The organism is Acidovorax sp. 59, from assembly GCF_002754175.1.
Taxonomy (GTDB): Bacteria; Pseudomonadota; Gammaproteobacteria; order Burkholderiales; family Burkholderiaceae_C; genus Acidovorax; species Acidovorax delafieldii.
The window spans coordinates 794,604-812,882 of record NZ_PEET01000001.1 but is presented as its reverse complement, the minus strand read 5'-3'; the positions used below and the strand labels follow the sequence as shown (position 1 = coordinate 812,882).

12 protein-coding genes and 1 pseudogene are annotated in these 18,279 nt (G+C 66.5%); 6 read left to right on the top strand and 7 right to left on the bottom strand.

Going from position 1 to position 18,279, the window contains the following annotated elements:
* Nucleotides 1-99: 99 nt before the first annotated feature.
* On the bottom strand, nt 100-3,516 hold the full coding sequence (locus CLU87_RS03705; RefSeq protein ID WP_099729564.1) for a FecR domain-containing protein: 3,417 nt from the start codon (nt 3,514-3,516) through the stop codon (nt 100-102).
* Between the two features lie 35 nt (nt 3,517-3,551).
* Nucleotides 3,552-5,546, bottom strand: a complete 1,995-nt coding sequence (locus tag CLU87_RS03700) for a CHASE2 domain-containing protein (protein ID WP_158236065.1) — start codon at nt 5,544-5,546, stop codon at nt 3,552-3,554.
* 179 nt (nt 5,547-5,725) lie between these two features.
* Between CLU87_RS03700 and CLU87_RS03695 the strand changes: the two genes are divergently transcribed.
* From CLU87_RS03695 to CLU87_RS03675, 5 genes are all read left to right on the top strand, one after another.
* Nucleotides 5,726-5,986: a hypothetical protein gene (locus tag CLU87_RS03695; RefSeq protein ID WP_015013035.1), complete on the top strand. Its 261-nt coding sequence runs from the start codon at nt 5,726-5,728 to the stop codon at nt 5,984-5,986.
* 47 nt (nt 5,987-6,033) lie between these two features.
* Nucleotides 6,034-7,041, top strand: a complete 1,008-nt coding sequence (locus CLU87_RS03690; protein WP_199170874.1) for a formylglycine-generating enzyme family protein — start codon at nt 6,034-6,036, stop codon at nt 7,039-7,041.
* A gap of 118 nt (nt 7,042-7,159) precedes the next feature.
* Nucleotides 7,160-7,858, top strand: coding sequence for a response regulator transcription factor (locus CLU87_RS03685; protein ID WP_056060880.1), 699 nt, complete (start codon nt 7,160-7,162; stop codon nt 7,856-7,858).
* A 74-nt stretch (nt 7,859-7,932) separates the two neighbouring features.
* Nucleotides 7,933-9,675: a FecR domain-containing protein gene (locus tag CLU87_RS03680; protein WP_099729561.1), complete on the top strand. Its 1,743-nt coding sequence runs from the start codon at nt 7,933-7,935 to the stop codon at nt 9,673-9,675.
* A 103-nt stretch (nt 9,676-9,778) separates the two neighbouring features.
* Nucleotides 9,779-12,115: a CHASE2 domain-containing protein gene (locus CLU87_RS03675; protein ID WP_099729560.1), complete on the top strand. Its 2,337-nt coding sequence runs from the start codon at nt 9,779-9,781 to the stop codon at nt 12,113-12,115.
* On the opposite strand, the gene mnmH is transcribed toward CLU87_RS03675, so the two are convergent.
* Together mnmH and selD are read right to left on the bottom strand one after the other, a co-directional pair.
* On the bottom strand, nt 12,116-13,222 hold the full coding sequence (gene mnmH, locus CLU87_RS03670) for a tRNA 2-selenouridine(34) synthase MnmH (protein WP_099729559.1): 1,107 nt from the start codon (nt 13,220-13,222) through the stop codon (nt 12,116-12,118). It abuts the gene before it with no gap.
* Nucleotides 13,222-14,274 carry a selenide, water dikinase SelD gene (gene selD / locus CLU87_RS03665; protein ID WP_099729558.1) on the bottom strand — a complete coding sequence of 351 codons (1,053 nt, stop codon included), beginning with the start codon at nt 14,272-14,274 and terminating at the stop codon, nt 13,222-13,224. Before selD ends, mnmH begins: the two co-directional genes overlap by 1 nt.
* Before the next feature lie 431 nt (nt 14,275-14,705).
* Here selD and CLU87_RS03660 point away from each other — a divergent pair, with 431 nt between their 5' ends.
* Nucleotides 14,706-15,956, top strand: a complete 1,251-nt coding sequence (locus CLU87_RS03660) for a site-specific integrase (protein ID WP_099729557.1) — start codon at nt 14,706-14,708, stop codon at nt 15,954-15,956.
* Between the two features lie 210 nt (nt 15,957-16,166).
* Here CLU87_RS03660 and CLU87_RS03655 read toward each other — a convergent pair.
* The 3 genes and pseudogenes from CLU87_RS03655 to CLU87_RS03645 all read right to left on the bottom strand — a co-directional run.
* Nucleotides 16,167-16,763: pseudogene (locus CLU87_RS03655) on the bottom strand (ATP-binding protein); the annotation flags it as partial.
* 171 nt (nt 16,764-16,934) lie between these two features.
* Complete coding sequence (map, locus tag CLU87_RS03650) at nt 16,935-17,735, bottom strand: type I methionyl aminopeptidase (protein WP_099729556.1); 801 nt, start codon at nt 17,733-17,735, stop codon at nt 16,935-16,937.
* Nucleotides 17,735-18,010: a ParD-like family protein gene (locus CLU87_RS03645; RefSeq protein ID WP_099732025.1), complete on the bottom strand. Its 276-nt coding sequence runs from the start codon at nt 18,008-18,010 to the stop codon at nt 17,735-17,737. Before CLU87_RS03645 ends, map begins: the two co-directional genes overlap by 1 nt.
* Nucleotides 18,011-18,279 lie beyond the last annotated feature (269 nt).

Sequence of the window (18,279 nt, the reverse complement as noted above, 5' to 3'; positions counted from 1 at the left end):
TAGCTACTTAGGCATATTTCACTGGCGCTACCGGCCAAAAAGGCCTCACACACCCTTCCATCACCCGGTAAAGGCGCCCTCTGCACACTGGGCGCCACTTCAGTCCCGGTACCGCACCAGGGCCCACAGCGTGGGGCGCTCTCCGGTGCGCAGCCCGGTCTGCACCGTGCCGGTGAAGCTCCAGCGCCGGTCCTGCGACTCCCAGCCATGGGCCAGCGCCAGGCTCCAGCCCGGTGCGCGTTGCAACGTGTTGGCCTCATCGCTGTAGCGCATGCCGCGCCAGGTCAGGCGCAGCAGCGAAAAGCTGCGCGCCTCATGGCGCCATGTGGTCTGGCCCAGCACCACGTGGCGGGCAAAGCCGGGCAGCCAACGCCCCTCCAGACCCGCCCCGGTGTTGCGCGATGTGGTGTGGATGTAGCTGCCCAGCACGCTCCAGCGCGGACCTAGCAAATGGTTGACGGACACTGTGGCCTGCGCCAGCTGCCCCTGCCCGAAGAGGGGCGTTTCCTCATAGGTGTTGAGCGTGGTCTGGGCATTGAGCACCACGGGGGCGATGGTGGCCACGTTGTCGAACAGCGCCCCCGTGTTCTGTGCAAACAGACGACCGTTGGCGGCCACCAGGTTGCTGATGCGCTGCCCCGACAGGCTGGCGCCCCAGAAGGTGGTGGCGCTGGCCTCCCAGTCCAGTTGCACTGCGTGCTTGCGGGCGTAGCTGCCCGCCAGCAGGTACTGGTTGTCCACGGCAATGGCGCCGGTGGCGACGGGCGACAGGGTGTGCGTGCCGGGCGCTCGCACGCTCTCCTGCCAGGCCCAGTGCAGGGCGCGGCCCGGGCCCAGGCGCAGGCTGGCGCCCAGGCGCGGCAGCAGCCGGTGGTGGTGCGCCGCGCCGTCGTCCTGCACGGGCAGCAGGTCTTGTCCCGTCGCTGTGTCGGCATAACGGTCGCGCTGCCGGGTGCTGAACCGGGGCCAGTACGCCTCGGCCATCCAGGTCCAGGCACCGCTGCGCCATTCGCCCGCCACCCAGGGCATGTGGTAGCGCTCGGTGTTGGTGCGCGGCGTGGTGATGCCGGGGTCAGAGATCGCGCTGACGGTATCCCTGTCCACGCCCTCCCAGCCCACGCTCAGGCGGTGCGCGCCCCACAACACGGTGTGGCGCAGGAACAGGCCCTGCTCGTCACTGGCATAGCGGTAGTCCTGGGGGCCCCAGCGCGCATCGTCCAGCACCAGTCCGGAGGTCTGGCGCCCGCTGTGCACCTTGAGCCAGGTCTGGCTGTCGGCCGACCATCGCCACGCGGCGCCCAGGTCCGTGCGGCGGGTGCGCGTCTCGGCGCCTCCGGTGAAGGTGATGCCGTTGCCGAAGTCCAGGCCTTGCGGAAAGCGATAGCGCAAGGTGGTGTCGCCATGCAGCGCGAACAGCGACAGGCTCTCGTTGGGCCGCACACCCAGCGCCAGGTCCACCCCGGGCGACGACAGGCGGTACTGCGTGGTGGCGGGGCCTTCGCGGGGCCACATCTGCACGTCGTTGGCCCGCACCAGCCAGGCCACAGGCACGTTGCTGGCGGCAAAACCACGGTAGCCCACATCGGCTGTGGCGTTGTGGCGCAGCGGGTTGCGTTCAGCGCTCGCGCCCATCGACCATTCACTGCCTGCAGACAGCGTGAGCGGCGCGCGCTTGTCGCTGGCGCCAAATACGGTGGGGTCGGTGAGGTAGCCCTGGAACAGCTCGGAGCGGCGGCTGAAGTCGCTCTCGTACCGGTCGGCCAGAAAAAAGTGGCTGCCCGCCCACAGCGGGTAGTACGACGCGCTGGCGTAGGCCCGCGCCCAGTGCTCCATGCCGAAGTCGCCCAGCGCCTTGCCCAGGTTGGCCGAGCCCTGGCTGTCCGAGGCCAGCGGGTTGAGCGACTTCAGGTAAGGCAGCCGGGTGAGCGCCTCGCGCGCTGCGGCCATGGCCGCCACAGGCTCGCCGCTGTCGTTGCGCAGCATGGCCTCCACTTGCCAGGGCAGCGGGTCGCGCGCGTCAGCCAGGCGTACTCGGCCCAGTGCGTCCAGCGCTGCGGCGCGCTCGCCCAGCGTGTATTCGGCCACCGCCAGCCACACCTGTGCGCGGGCGTATCGCGGCTCAATCACCAAGGCCTTGAGCAGCGCGGTGCGGGCAGCCTCGGCATCGCCCTGCCGCAGGGCCAGCAACCCGGCGGCTGCCAGGGCCACATAGTCGTCGCCCGACTGCGCCAGGGCGGCATCCAGAGCGGTGCGCGCCTCGGCAAGGCGCAGGCCTTCGATGGCCGCCGTGGCGGCTTCGCCCCAGTAGGCCGCTTGGTCTGGCGACAGGGCCACGGCCTGCGCCAGTGCACTGCGGGCCGCGCGCAGGTCTCCGCGCTCTTGCAATGCGCGGCCCAGCCCTGCCAGGGCGGCGGCCCGCTGCGCATCATCCTCCGCGTGGGCCACTGCCTGCTGGTACAAGACCAGGGCGGCGTCGCCCTGCCCTTGCAGCCGGTGCCAGTCGGCGTCGGCCTGCAGCAATGGCGCAAAGCCGGGCGACGCGGCCCGCGTGGTATCCATCCAGGTGCGCGCTTCTGGCAGGCGGTCCAGCGCCATCAGCAGGGCGGCGCGGCCCGTAGCGGTACGGGGGTCTTGCGTGCGCCGCCAGGCCAAGGCCAGGCGCTGCTGCGCGGCGTCAGGCTGGCCGTCCAGCACCTCCAGGTCCGCCAGGGCCAGCTCGACCACCGCCCCGCCATCGCCCTGCGCCGACAGGGCCCGCAGCAGGGCACGCGCCCGGGCCCATTGCCCCGCCTGTAATGCGGCGCGAACCTCTGCCAGAGCGGGTGGTGCCGTCTGAACGGGCTGGAACTCGGTCCAACGCGTCAGGTCGCCCGGGTAGGCGGCCACCCACTGCACCCGCTCGCGGGGGTTGACCAGCAGGCGCTTGACAGGCGCCTGGCCGGGCTCGGCCACGCCCTGCTCGGCGGGTCCCAGTTGCACGCTGCCCAGGTCGTTGCGCAACTCCACAGCGCCGGACAGCACGGTGAGCGTGGTCCGCCCCGCTCCGTCCACCTCCACGTCCCAGTCGGTACCCCGCACTACGGCCAGCGCCGCAGGCGTTTGCAGGAGCAGGTTGGCCGGGGCCTTCTTGGTGCGCGCCCACAGCCGGCCCGCAGCCAGTTCCAGCAGGGTGCGCGCTGGCTGGGCCTCGCACAGCCGCAATTGCGCGTTGGCCGACATGCGGATCTGCGTGCGGTCTGCCAGCAGCAATGCGGCGGATGACAACGCCAGTGTGCGCATGTCTGCCCCCGGGCCCAACGGCTGGGCGAGCGTGGCACGCAGCCAGGGCTCGGTGCCGGGGGGGCGCGTTTCGCCTTGGCCGCTGAGCGCCACAATTTGCGCAGCCACTGCGTCAGGCGCCAGAGGTACACCGGCACATTGCGCGCTGGCACTGGCAGCACTCCAGGCCGACAGGGCGACACCCACCGGCGTAAGCCACGCCAGGCGTGACGGGGATGACACAAGAGGGATGGGCATGGTGGGCCTCTCTGGGGGAGTCTTGCGCCGGGGACTCAGGTCTTGTCCAGCGCCCGCGCTGTGAATACGGGGGTGGTGCCCGCTGCAGAGCCGTCCGCCAGGGCCTGCGCCCGGGCCTGCCAGCGCAGCGCCTGCCCGTGCCACTGCGGGGCATGCGCTGCCGCGTGCGCGCACGCATCGGCACAGCACTGCAGGGCCTGCGCCCAACGCGCAGCCTGCAGGTGGTCCCGCAGCGCGTGGCTGATGGAGGCCAGCGCGGGGTCGTCACACGGCGTGTACACGTCCACCCCAGTACTGCGCCCAGCCAGCACCACGGTGTCCAGCCACATCAGCGGGACCTCTGGGGCATCACCCGCTGGCACTGCGTGCAGCGCATCGTGTGTGGCGCCCGACAGGAGGATGCCTGTGCCGAAGGCCTTGTTGGCGCCCTCCAGCCGCGCGGCTGTGTTCACGGCGTCGCCCACGGCGGTGTAGGTAAAGCGCTCATGCGACCCAAGGTGCCCTACCGCCGCCTCACCCGTGTGCAAGCCAATGCGCAGTTGCACCTGGGCAAACGGTGTGCCCTGCCATTGGGCCCGCAGGTCCACCATGTCGGCCTGCATGGCCAGCGCGCAGGCCAGGGCACGGTCTGCGTGCCGGGCGTCCGGCAAAGGCGCGTTCCAGAAGGCCATGACAGCGTCGCCGATGAACTTGTCCAGCGTGCCGCCGTGCTGGTGCACCGTGTGGGTCATGCGGGAGAAGTAGGCATTCAGCGCCCGGGCCACGGCCTCGGGCGGAAGGTGCTCGCTGGCGGCGGTGAAGCCTGCCAGGTCAGAGAACAGCAGCGTCAGCACACGGCGCTCGCCATGCAGTTGCGGCTGGGCACCGTCGGCCACCAGGGCATCGACCACGGCGGCGGGCACGTAGCGGGCAAAGTCCGCGCGCAGCTGTTCGCGGCGGCGGTGTTCGCGCCAGTAGCTGTCGGCCGCGCCCACGTTCAGGTGCAGGGCGAGGCCCGCCAGGGTGGGCAGTGCCGTCCACCACACCCCTGCCAGGTAGGCCCACAGCCCACCCAGCAGGGCCAGCACTGCCAATGCTGCGCTAAACAGCACCGCCCGCCCACCGCGCCAGCGCCGGGTCCAGGCGGCCACGCAGCCCACGGCCAGCGCGGCCTGCAGCCAAGGGCCTGCCGGGTGGGCGGGCACCACCCAGTCCCCCGCCAAGCCATTCACCAGAGCCGTGGCGTGCACCAGCACGCCGGTCTGCGTGCCCGCGCCCAGCGCACGCAGGGGCGTGGCGAACTGATCGACTCCATCCACCGGCGTGTTCTGTCCCAGCAGCACCAGGCGCCCCTGCACGGCCGCAGCCGGCAGCGCCCGGCCGGCCTCCAGCGCCTGGGTGTAGTGGGCATAGGGCAGCGGGACCTCGGGGGCGTAGTAGCGCAGCAACGCGCCCGGTGGTGGGGGCTGCACACTGCGCCCGCCGCTGCGCGCCAACTCCTGCCACAGGGCATCACTCCGAGCGGGTGCCAGGCGCAGCACGCCATCGTCGTCCGGCTGCACCGCCACACTGCCCTGGCGGGCCATGGGAAACACCGAGGGCACGGTCTGCCGGTACTGGGCTACCTGCGAGGTGTTCACCGCTACATCGGCCGCAGCCAGCACCACCGGCATGCGCCCTTGCAGGGCTGCCGCAAGCGCCGCATCGTCCGCAGGGGACTGGGGTGCGGCAAACAGCATGTCGATGCCCAGCGCCAAGGCGCCCGCCGCAGACAAGGCCTCCACCAGTTGTGCGTGCAGGCGGCGCGGCAGGGGTGGGGTCAGGTTCAGCGCCGCCAGGCTGGGCTCGTCCAGTCCGACCACCAGCACGCCTACGTCGGGCGGCGGCGCAGCGGTCCAGCTGGCCAGCAGGTCATGCTCCAGCCGCTGTAGCGGCGTCCACACCGGCAAGGCGGGCAGCAGCGCCAGCAAGCCCAGCGCGAGCAGTACCCGCAACGCCCAGGCCCGCCAGGCGTCTTGTGTAACCGGTGCTCGCGTACTTGCACTTGCCATTCCGCCCCTCCACCGCTGCATGCGGCCGTGCACGCAGCACCCACTGTAGTGGCTGTGCCTGCGCGTGCACAGTGGGGGCTTACACGCATGACTCGCGCCATGGCCGCCCCGCACAACACCTATGGGCAGCCACCGGGCATGTGCGTAAACTGGTCTTTTGATCGGTTTGGGAGACTTCCATGAAACTGCTATGTGCCTCCGTGTCCGTGCTGGCCCTGCTGGCGGGCTGCAATGCCACCAACCCCTACGGCCCATCGGGCCCCATGGCCTCGGGCCGCGACCGCACCTTCAGCGTGCCGGTCTACGGGCCCGACACTTCCCAGGCGTATGCGGCGGCCAGCCGCGAATGCCAGCGCATGGCCTTGCACGCCAAACTGTTGCGCAACGATGGCTCGCGTCTGGTGTTTGAATGCGTGAGCGAGTTGCAGGACAAGCCTTGAGGCCAGCCGCCCCACCAGCGTGCCGCCGCTGGGCGAGCGGTGCGGCCTTGCTGGCTCTGTCCGCACTGCTGGCGGGCTGCCAGCACACACCGTCCACCCAGGCAGGCACAGTCACGTCGCCCTGGGTCAACAGCCTGGGCATGGCCTTTGTCCGTGTGCCTGCGGGCACCTTCTGGATGGGGGGCGTGCCCCCCGTCGAAACGCTGGAAAAGAACTTCCCGCTGCTGGAGCGCAAGCGCCTGACCGACCTGGCAGATGAATCGCCAGCGCACGAGGTGCAGATCACCCGCGATTTCTACCTTGGCCAGCACGAGGTCACGGTGGGGCAGTTCCAGCGCTTCCTTGAGGCGTCCGGCTACCGGCCAGAGTCTGAGGCCGACGGCACGGGGGGTTATGGCTACAACCCCGCCTATGACCCGGCCACCACGCGGCGCGGCGATGCGTTCGAGGGCCGCGACCCGCGCTACTCGTGGCGCAACCCCGGCTTTGCGCAAGGGCCGGATCATCCGGTGGTGAACGTGACCTGGAACGACGCGCAGGCCATGGCCCGGTGGCTCAGCCGCACCGAGGGCCACCGCTACCGGCTGCCCACCGAGGCGGAGTGGGAATACGCCTGCCGCGCGGGCAGCCGCAGCCTGTACCCGCATGGTGACAACCCGCAAGAGCTGGTCTCAGCGGGCAATACCTTCGACCAGGCCGCAGCCCCTCAGTGGTCACGCTGGCGTCAGCACGCACTGGCAGGCAATGACGGATACGCGTTTACCGCGCCGGTAGGCCGCTTTGCCCCCAATGCCTTCGGGCTGTACGACATGCTAGGCAACGCCTGGGAGTGGACGGGCGATTGGCATGGCGACACCTACTACGCAGAGTCTCCACGCAATGACCCCACCGGTCCGGCCGAGGGCAGTGTGCGTGTGCGCCGGGGCGGCTCGTGGCACACCTGGGCGCTCTATGCGCGCTGCGGCTACCGCAACTGGAACAGCCCAGAGACGCGCTACACGCTGGTCGGCATGCGACTGGTGCGTGAAGTAGCGGCAGAGCCCCCCGCGCAGTGACCACCACAGGCCGGGAGGGTTAACAAATGTCAAATCCCCTCGCGCTCCGCTCGGCGCGAGCCCGCGCCGTGGTAGTTATGGCCAATAATCCGCAGTTCGATTTTGGATGGGGAGAACCATGCGCATAGCCGCTTTGGACGACGATGCGCTTCAGCTGGATCTGATCAAGCAGGCCACGGAGGCGATGGGCCATGTGTGCCATACCCACCTGACGGGTGCGGAGCTGATGCGCACGCTGCGCCGCGAAACCTTTGACCTGCTGATCGTGGACTGGCACCTGCCCGACACCACCGGGCCCGAGGTGGTGCGCTGGGTGCGCCAGAACGTTGCAGCCCGCGTGCCCATCCTGTTCGTCACGCACCGCCAGGAGGAGCGCGATATTGTGGAAGGCCTGGGCAGCGGGGCGGATGACTTCATGGTCAAGCCCGTGCGCATCGGCGAACTCAATGCCCGCGTGGCCGCCCTGCTGCGCCGCGCCTACCCCGACAACACCGGCGGCGTGATGGAGTTTGGCCGCTACCGCTTCCTGCCCGAAACCCGGTCCATCGAAATGGACGGAGTGGCGGTGGAGCTGAAGAACCGCGAATACGACCTCGCATTGTTCCTGTTCCAGAACATGGGGCGACTGCTGTCGCGCGACCACCTCAAGGAAGTCGTCTGGGGCCAGGTAGCCGATGTGATGTCGCGCTCGCTGGACACCCACATCTCGCGCCTGCGCACCCTGCTCGACCTGCGCCCCGCCAACGGTTTCATCGTGACAGCGGTGTATGGCGTGGGCTACCGTTTTGAAGCCGTCGAAGCCCAGCACAAAGGCTGAAGGCCGCGATAGAGTCCGGCGGGCTCTGCCACCAGCACGCCTGCCCGTACCGTGCCCCATGAAGGAGACATGACTTGATCACCCCCCTGCCGTTTCGCATGCACTCGCTTGCTGCAGCCCTGTTGTGCCTGGCGGCGAGCACGGCCTTCTCGGCCCAGCCGGTCGCTACCCCGGCAGCCCCCCAACAAGGCGATGAAATTGCCCACGCCGTGAAAGAGGGCGACACCCTGGAAGGACTGGCCCGCAGCTACCTCGCCAACCCACGCCAGTGGCCGTTGCTGCAAGCTCGCAACAAGGTGGCCGACCCCAAGCGTCTGCAGCCAGGCTCGTTGATCTTCATCCCCGTGCGGCTGCAGCCCAGCGAATCGGCCACCGTACAGTTTGTGCAGGGCGAGGTCACGGCGCAGGCGCGGGGCAGCGGCACGCCCGCCCCCATTGCGACCGGCAGCAAGCTGGAAGAAGGCACCGAGCTGAAGGTGGGCCCCGAGTCGTTCGTGGCAGTGCAGCTGGCCGATGGCACCGTGGTGCGGGTGCAGGCGCAGTCCGAGCTGCAGCTGCGCCAGCTGCGTCGGCGGGGGCGCGCTGGCAGCGTGCAGTCAGTGCTGGAGATGCACAAGGGCGGCGTGGAATCGACCGTGCCCCCCAGCGCCGAGCCCCTGCGCCGCATGGAGATCCGCACACCGCTGGCGGTGACCAGCGTGCGGGGCACGCAGTTCAGCGTGGCACTGGCCGATTCGGGCCAGACCACGGCGTCGGTAGAGCATGGCTCTGTCGCGGTGCAATCGCGGCGTGACGCTGACAGCGAGCCCGGCGCTGCACTCAAGGCGCCGACCGCGCTGCTGGCTCCGGGCCAGGGTCTGGCAGTGGCCACGGATGGCACGGTGGGCGCCCCCCGTCCTTTGCTGCCCGCCCCCGATACCTCCGGCATGCCCACCACACTGGGCGATGCGGGACTGCTGGCCATCGACCTGCCCATGGCCTCCGGGGCCACCCGGTATGTGGCACAGGTAGCGCAGGACCCGGCGTTCACCCAGGTGCTGCGCCATGGCAGCTTCCCCGACGGCCGTCTGCGCTGGAAGGCGCTGGACGATGGCCGCTACTACCTGGCCGTTCGGGCACTGGACGATGCAGGCATCGCGGGCCTGCCCGCCGTGCAGCCGTTCACCGTCAAGACACGCCCGGTCGCACCGCTGTACCAGCACCCTGCGCCCGGCGCCGTCGTACCCAGTGGCGCGGCCGAGCTGCGCTGCACGGAAGTCCCCGGCGTGCGCTGGTACCGCGTGCAGGTGGCCGCCGACGCCCAGTTCACCCAGCCCCTGCGCGACGAGCAGCGCCTGACCGAATGCCGCCTGCCCCTGGGGGCGCTGCCCGCAGGCAGCTACTTCTGGCGCATCGCCAGCCTGCTGGCACTGTCCGACGGGCAGGCAGACCAGGGGCCGTTTGCACCGCCACAGCCTTTCACGGTGGCCGACCGGCCGACCGCCTTGTCCCTGCAAGCTCTGCAGGCGGAGGACGGAGACCCGACCGTGCGCCTGCACTGGCCTGCCCAGGCGGGCCAGCGCTTCCGGCTGCAGCGCACTGTGGCTACCGATCTGGACTTTGCCAAGGTCGCAGAGGACACCGTGCTCGACGCCCCGACCTGGTCGGCCAGCAACCTCGCCGCCGGCGAATACCTGGTGCGCATCCAGGTGCTGGATGCCAGCGGGCTGGAGAGCGATTTCTCCCCCCCGCGCAAGATCCGCGTGGGCACTGGCATCCGCACCGGTGCGGGTTTGCCGGTGTCCACCGGCAGCGGCACGCCCGTGGGGCGCCCTTGAGCGGGGCATGGAGCCCGTCCAGCCCAGTCCTGCGGGTCGCACCAGCGCGCGCAGCGGCCCTGGCATGCGCTGAGCAGACGCCCCGCATCCCACCGCCCCTTTCATGCTGACCATCGCCCACCTTCGCCGCCGCCGACGCCGCCTGGAATGGGCGCTGCTGGCCTGCGCGCTGATGGCGCTGGTGGCCTGGCTCAGCACCGCGGATAGCCTGAGCCGCGTCAACCACCTGGTGCAGGATGCAGGCATGCGACTGGTCTCGCGGCCCGCACACCCCGACATCGTGATCGTGGCCATCGACGACGCCAGCATTGCCGCCATCGGCCGCTGGCCCTGGCGCCGGGCGCTGCATGCCGAGCTGATCTCGCGCCTGACTACCCAGAACCCCCGTGCCATCGGCATGGACGTGCTGTTCAACGAAGCCGACCTGGACTATCCCGAGGACGACGTGCTGCTCACCGACGCCATCCGGCGCAGCGCCCGTGTGGTGCTGCCCGTGCTGCGACGCGGCTATGGCCCGGTCAGCAACCAGACCGACCTGCCCTGGCCCGCCTTTGCCGAGGCTGCCGCCGGCCTGGGCCATGTGCATGTGGCGCCCGACAGCGATGGCGTGGTGCGCAGCCTGTACCTGCAGGAAGGCCCGGCAGCCGCCCCCTGGCACCACTTCAGCATGGCGCTGCAGTGCGTGGCAGACCGTCAATCTGTGGCCGCCTGCGCGCCCTCGCCTGCCAGCGCATCGGATACCAGCCCCTGGCAACGCAATGACCCCACGCTCATCGCCTACGCCGCCGGGCCATCGCCCTTCACCACCTACTCCTACATTGATGTGCTGCGTGGCCAGGTGCCAGCCGGAGCACTGGAGGGCAAGTACGTGCTGGTCGGCGCTGCAGCCTCGGGGCTGGGCGACATGTTTGCTACGCCCGTCAGCCAGCAGTCGCGCCTGATGCCGGGCGTGGAGGTGGTTGCCCATGTGCTGGATGCCCGCCTGGCCGGCGAACACATCGTGCGCGCACCGCAGGCCTTGAACATCGCCTTCAACCTGGTGCCTGTGGCCTGTGCGCTGGTGGCCTTGCTGCTCATCGGCCCCCTGGCCGCCTTGCTGACCAGCGCCGGGCTGGCCCTGGCCACCTTGCTGCTGAGCATGGCCCTGCCCTGGTGGGCAGGTCTGCAGTTCGCTCCGGCCGCCGCCTTGCTGGGCCTGGCGCTGGCTTACCCGCTGTGGAGCTGGCGGCGCCTGAGCGCGGCTGCGCACTTTCTGCGGCTGGAGATGGAGAACCTTCAGCGCCAAGGCCTGGCCATGCGCTTGCGCAGACGGCCCGGAGACTCCGCCGACTTTCTGGAGCGCCGCATCAACGCCGTGGAGCGCGCATCCCGCCAGCTGCGTGACCTGCACCAGTTCGTGAGCGAAAGCCTGCAGCAGTTGCCCTCACCCACCATCGTCTGCGCCCCCGACGGTGAAATCCTGCTGGCCAACCAGGCGGCCCGCCAACACCTGGGTGGGCCCGCCCAGCCCTCCTTGCAGGGCCTGTCCGTGGTGGACCTGCTGGCCGACCTGGTGCAGACAGGGACTCAAGAGCCGATCATTACCCAGGCAGCCTTGCACCATGCTGCCTTGCCAGAACAGACCGAGGGCACAGACGCCCGGGGCCGCAGCCTACTGGTGCAGTGCAAGCCTTTCACCAACCTGGCCAATGCAGGCTGGCTGCTGACCCTGGTGGACCTGACCGAGATGCGCCGTGCGCTGCAGCAACGCGACCAGGCGATGCACTTCATCTCGCACGACATCCGCGCGCCCAACGCGTCCATCCTGACGCTGCTGGAGATGCAGCGTGCCTACCCCGGCCGGCTGTCGGACCGCGAGTTGCTGGAGCGCATCGAACGTTATGCACAGGCTTCGCTGGGCATGGCCGAAAGTTTTGTGCAACTGGCCAGCGCGCAGACGCAGGAATACCGCATGGCGCCGCTGGACCTGGCCGCCCTGCTCTCTGAAACCACCGACGACCTCTGGACCCTGGCCCGCGACCGCAACGTGGACGTGCGCACGGTGTCCACCCCAGACACTGCGCCCTGCCTGGGCGACCGCGCCCTGCTGTCCCGCGCGCTGACCAACGTGATCCACAACGCCATCAAGTTCAGCCCCGATGGCGGCACGGTGCAGTGCGCCATCGTGGCGCGGGGTACGCACTGGGTGGTGTCGGTACGGGACCAGGGCCCGGGCATTGCCCCCGAGCAGCAAGGCCGCCTGTTCACGCCCTACCAGCGGTTGCACGACCACAGCCACCCGGCCATAGCAGGGGTCGGCCTGGGCCTGGCACTGGTGCAGACCGTCGTGCGGCGCCACGGCGGGGCGCTGGAGGTGGACAGCGACGTAGGGCGGGGGGCCGAGTTCCGGCTGGTGCTGCCGCAGCGGCTGGATGCGCCGCCGGACGACGACGAGCAATAGCTAGCGGCGAGGGGCTGACTGCGACTGCAGAAAATCGAGCACCGCCCGGTGGTCGCCCTGGAAAACTATGCGATCAGCCCGGCTTTGCCGCTGGTAGGCATACATCGGGTCGTAATAGTCGCGCATGAGTGCAGCAATCCAGCCGCGGTGCAGAGACAGGTCACCCTGATTGCGTTGCTGTACCAGCGCTGCCTGCATCGACCCACGAAGCGCCTGGTAGCGGTCGCCCCCAAGGCGCTTGGCGAGTTTGCCCAGGCTGTCGAGCAGCCGCGCTGCAAACAGGTTGAGACCCGCCACCTCGCCATGGACGGCCACAAAATCTGCGCACTGCTGCCACACATAGTCGCGCAAGATGCGCTCTACACGGGCATCGAAAGCGTCCTCCAGGCAGACGATGGGCACCTGCTCCAGCCGCTGCCGCAGCTCCAGGGGCACCGAGCAACTGCCCACATGGCGCCCCTCGTCCTCCAGCACAAAAGTCGCATGGCCCCGTGCTCGTTTCTTCAGCACGTCGATGGCCAGCCGGTTCTCAAAATCGATCTGCGTCGGCTGGCCGCTCACGCGTTGGCCAAAACTGGAGCCACGGTGGTTGGCATGGCCTTCCAGGTCCAAGCCGTTGGCCAGTTGCGCAATCACCTCGGTCTTGCCGGTGCCGGTCAGGCCACTAAGCACCACAAACCCACACTCCGCCGCCGCAGCCTGCGTGGTGCCGATGAGGAAACCCCGCATGGCCTTGTAGCCCCCCACCACCCGGGGGTAGTCCATGCCCGCTTCGTTCAGCAACCATTGCTGCACGATCTGCGAGCGCAGCCCGCCACGAAAGCAATACAGCACGCCTTGTGGATGCGCCTGCGCAAACTGCGCCCACGCCTCAATGCGCTGGCGCTTGAGGCTGCCAGACACCAGCTGGTGCCCCAGCGCAATCGCGGCCTCCTGGCCCTTGTGCTTGTAGCAGGTGCCCACCTGCTGACGCTCGCCATCGTCCATCAGGGGAAGGTTGGCAACTCCAGGAAACGCGCCCTGCCCAAACTCCACCGGCGCGCGCACATCCATCATGGGCACATCGTTCAGGAAGATGTGCCGGTAGTCCGTCAGGTTGTCGGGCATCAGCGCAGCTCGACGGCAAAGGCCTGTCGCGGGGTGAGCTGGCCGATGGGCTGCAGCGCCAGGCCCAGTTCCGCGGCCACCTGCAGGAACTCGGCCTCGCCCTCCGGGCTCACGGCCACCAGCAGCCCCCCGCTGGTCTGGGGGTCGCACAGCAGGTGCTTTTGCACCTCCGTCAGGGGCGCAATCTTCGCGCCGTAGCTGTCAAAGTTGCGCAGCGTGCCTCCAGGCACACAGCCCTGGTCCATGTAGTAGTCCACCCCCTTCAGGCGGGGTACTGCCGCGTAGTCAATCACAGCGCTCAAGCCGCTGCCCTCCGCCATTTCGACCAGGTGCCCCAACAGGCCGAAGCCGGTCACATCCGTCATGGCTGCCACGCCTGCCAGCCGGCCGAATTGGCTCCCTGGCCGGTTGAGCGTGCACATCAGGTCGCGCGCCACCCCCACATCCTGGGGGCGCAACTTGGACTTTTTCTCTGCGGTGGTCAGGATGCCGATCCCAAGGGGCTTGGTCAGATACAGGCGGCAACCCGCCGTGGCCGTGTCGTTGCGTTTGAGATGGCGCTTTTCCACTATGCCTGTCACCGCCAGGCCGAAAATGGGCTCCGGCGCATCGATGGAGTGACCGCCTGCCAGGGGAATGCCTGCCGCGTCGCACACCGCACGCCCCCCGCGCACCACCTCACGCGCCACCTCGGGCGGCAGCACATTCACCGGCCACCCCAGGATGGCAATGGCCATCAGCGGATCGGCACCCATGGCGTAGATGTCGCTGATCGCATTGGTGGCAGCAATGCGCCCGAAGTCGTACGGGTCATCCACGATGGGCATGAAGAAGTCGGTGGTGGACACCACGCCGCGCTCGGCATCCAGGGCATACACCGCCGCATCGTCCCGCGAGGTATTGCCCACCCAGAGCCTGGGGTCCAGATGCTGCGCCCCACTGCCCGCCAGGATCACGTCCAGCACCTTGGGACTGATCTTGCAGCCACAGCCCGCGCCGTGGCTGTACTGGGTCAGGCGGATGGGGGATGTTGTCAGGGTCTCAGGAAGCATGCGAGGTTCTTTCGTGGCGTCAGGCGCGGGGCGCGCTACCCGTATTCTGGCGCTGCGCGGAACGCGGCCATGCATTGCAACGAATACCCTACCCGTCCTGCGTCCGCACAGCGATACGAACACCATGGCGAATCTGCGAGCCGCTTCACCTGCAGCATGCGAAGCGGGTCAGCGAGCCGCCTGAATTGTTCCAACGGACCCAAAGAAAAAGGCCCCGTGCTATTGATTAGATAGCTACAGGGCCTTGATGCTGGCGGAGAGGGTGTCTGCCTTGTTCGGCATCAAAGATGTCTAATGACGACGAAAAATCGCTGTTAAGTTATTGTTTTATATATCAAATTGCCCAAAGTGACTCAACAAGAGCCAACCATAGCAATTGATAGATGGCATACCAAATGGCATACTGGATGGCACACCGAAACGCAACTCCAATGGCCACCATTACCGATACCAAAGCTAGGAACATCAAACCCACTGACACAGCCATCCCCCACGGCAGCATCACTGGTTTGGCGCTGCACCCTTCCAACACGAAGGGCCACGGCAAGTGGGTCATGCGATTCGTCAGCCCCGTGTCGGGCAAACGTCGAAATGCTGGTCTTGGCACTTATCCAGAGATCAGTATTTCTGAAGTAGGCAAGCGTGCGACCGCAATGCGCATTGGGCTGGCGGAGGGTAAGGACCCTCTCGAAGAAAAGGCTAAGCTGGAAGACGAGCCAAAGATCCCCACTTTCAAAGAGGCCGCACTGAATCTGCACAGCGATCTTCTTCCTGGCTGGAAGAACCCCAAGCATGGCAAGCAATGGATCAACACCCTGGAGGAGTACGTCTTCCCAAGGCTTGGGGCAAAGTTTCTGCAAGAGATCCAACCGGGGGACGTTGCGGAGGTGCTGAAACCTATCTGGCTCACAAAGGCAGAAACAGCCAGTAGGGTCAAACAACGGATCCATGCAGTGATTGCGTGGGGCTGGGCCCATGGATACTGCCAATCAAACCCTGTGGATGTAGTTGGGCACCTGCTCGCCCAACAGCCAGGCAAAGCACTGCGGACGCAGCATCATCCCGCCATGCCCTGGCGAGAGATTCCGAAATTTGTGAAGGAACATCTCCGGCAAGGCACTCGGCCAGAGGTCACACGCACTATGCTTGAATTTGTGATCTTGACGGCCTGTCGCTCAGGAGAGGCGCGTGGAATGACTTGGAGCGAGGTCGATCAAAAAAGTAAAGTCTGGACAATTCCTGCGGAGCGTATGAAAGCAAAGCTGCCCCATCGCATCCCGCTATCAATACGTGCGTTGACGTTAATTGAAGGGCAGAAGGGCCAACATGAGCGCCTTGTTTTTCCGTCGAGTCGAGATCAAGTCGAGCTCTCAGATATGGCTCTCACTTCACTTCTTCGAAAATTGAAGGCACAGAGCGACACCCCAGGAAGAGTCGCTACAACGCATGGGTTTCGGTCCAGCTTTCGGGATTGGTGCAGCGAGATGAGCTACTCACGTGACCTGGCTGAGCGGTCCTTGGCCCACACTATCAAAGACAAAGTTGAGGCTGCCTACCATCGCACCGATTTGCTGGAACAACGGCGAGAAGTTATGAATGCTTGGGCGGAATTCGTCTCCGGCAAACTGGCTCTAGAACTTACATCAGAGAACCCGCTTGTGAGGGTCACAGGTTTAGACTGATAGGTAACGCCCAGCTTTGTCCGCGCCGAAGCAAAACTGAGCCACTGCGCCGATTGAATCGTGAGCCAGGGGCGTAGCCGATGCTGTGATGGTCGGCTATGGATAAGTGCATGACGCTCCTTATTTTGTACCCTCCTGTTGGCTCTTGTGATTGCATACATAGCACGCGCAGGGCGAAGCCTGCAGCGCCCAGGTCATGACGCACCTGCGTCAGTCGATCGAGTCGTTTGAATCGTTCTTGCCGCTGCCCTTGCAGGCCTGTTCGCGGGCCCTGATCCGTTTCTTGGCCGTAGCGCTGCTGTGCAGAAAGCGATGGCTCTGGTTGCCAGTCTCCACGATGTGGCAGTGGTGTGTGAGCCGATCCAGCAAGGCTGGTGGTCAGCTTAGGGTTGCCGAACACCGTGGACCACTCGGCGAAGTCTAGGTTGGCGGTGATCACGACGCTGGTGTGCTCATACAGCGCGGACAGCAGATGGAACAGCAACGCGCCGCCAGCCTGGCTGAACGGCAGATAGCCCCAATTGTCCAGAATCACCAGGTCCATGCGCAGCAAGGCACTGGCAATGCGTGCTGCCTTGCCCTGAGCCTTCTGCTGCTCTAGCGCATTGACCAGGGGTTCACCATCGAGTAAAAGCGTACGCGCTTGGCCATTCGCGTTATGCCCGAGACGCCCAGCGCCGTGGCCAGATGGTTCTTGCCCGTGCCAGGCCCGCCCACCGGCACGGCGTTGTGCGCGGCCTCGGTGAGCTGCAGCGTCGCAAGCTGCTCGATCAGCCTGCGGTTCACCACCGAGGCATCGAAGTCAAACCAGCCCGGAGCTGGCCGCTGGGCGTGAATATTAATTTCTCAAAGGTCCAGTGCGCCACCGCCCCAGTCGAATCGAAAACACCAAGGCACTGACAACGCAGGACCGCATTCACATCGTGAACTGGAACAACGGGCGAAAACCGCTCTTGCACCCAGTTGTTCAGGATTTTCTCAAATCGGCGCGTACGTGCCTGTGCCCCCCGGCCAAGCTGTCAGCACTTCAAAACCGCCTTCGGTCACGGCAACCATATGTTCCCACTGAGCAGAGAGTGATCGGTCTTTGGTTACCACCGTCCAACCATCAGCCAACTCCTTGGTGTCACGCCGGCCTGCATTCAGCATTGGCTCAATGGTGAAGACCATGCCTGCCTCAAGTCGAAGTCCTTGGCCGCGCTGTCCGTAATGCAGCACCTGGGGCTCATCGTGGTACATGGTCCCGATGCCATGGCCGCAATACTCGCGCACGACACTGAAGTTTTCTCGCTGCGCTACGGTGGCAATGGCGTAGCCTACATCGCCCAGGGTTGCGCCAGGCCTAACTTCGCGAATGCCCGCGCAAAGCGCCTCATAAGTCGTCCGCACCAGGCGCTTGGCCAAAACACTGGGCGTACCGACGCAGAACATTCGGCTAGTGTCGCCATACCAACCGTCCTTCTCAACTGCAACGTCTATGTTTACGATGTCGCCATTCTTAAGAACCTGCTGAGCCGACGGGATCCCATGGCAGACAACATGATTCACCGAAGTCAACACTGTCTTGGGATAGCCCAAATAGCCTACGTTGGCAGGCCTCGCCCTCTGTACGTTCACGATATGCTCGTGGCATAGGCGGTCTAGCGCGTCGGTGGTCACACCTGGCACCACATGCTGTTCGATCATGGCCAGTACTTGGGCAGCAAGTTGCGCCGCCTCTCGCGCCATTGCCAATTCTTCGGCCGAGCGGATCGTGACCCCACGTTCAGCGCAGGCCATCAGTGCGACTCCTTTCTAACACGTGCGTTGGAGGCCGCTGTAGCGGGCTTGCTCCCTAGCGCGCCTTGAACAGCCAGTGCTAGGTCCAGCCCGCCTGCTAACTCGGCCCGCACCAGCATCTGGCTGATTTCGCTGTGGTCGAGCTCGGGATACATCTCAGCCAGCATGCCAATGCGCATCCAGTGCTCAGCTTGGGAGTTGATGGACCGGCTCAGCGCTGCGCTAGCAATCCGCAAATTTTCATGCATCTCATCGGAGATTTTGACTATGCCCATGGGGTACACCACATATACAAAACATATATGTATTGTATACGTTTTGCACCGGCGGGGTATCAAACGACCTCCCCCTAGGCCGCCGTTTCCCTAGTCGTAGCAGGTCAGCTTACGCTCAGCACGAGTGGCGCCGTGCCACTACTCCACTACGTAAACGCACCTAAACGTCCGCACTCCCTTTACCGGGGGTTTGATCAAAAGCCGTCGTTAACGCTGCTGCCGACTCCATTCGAACAGGCGAAGCTGCATACGACCCGTTGACCTTTTCG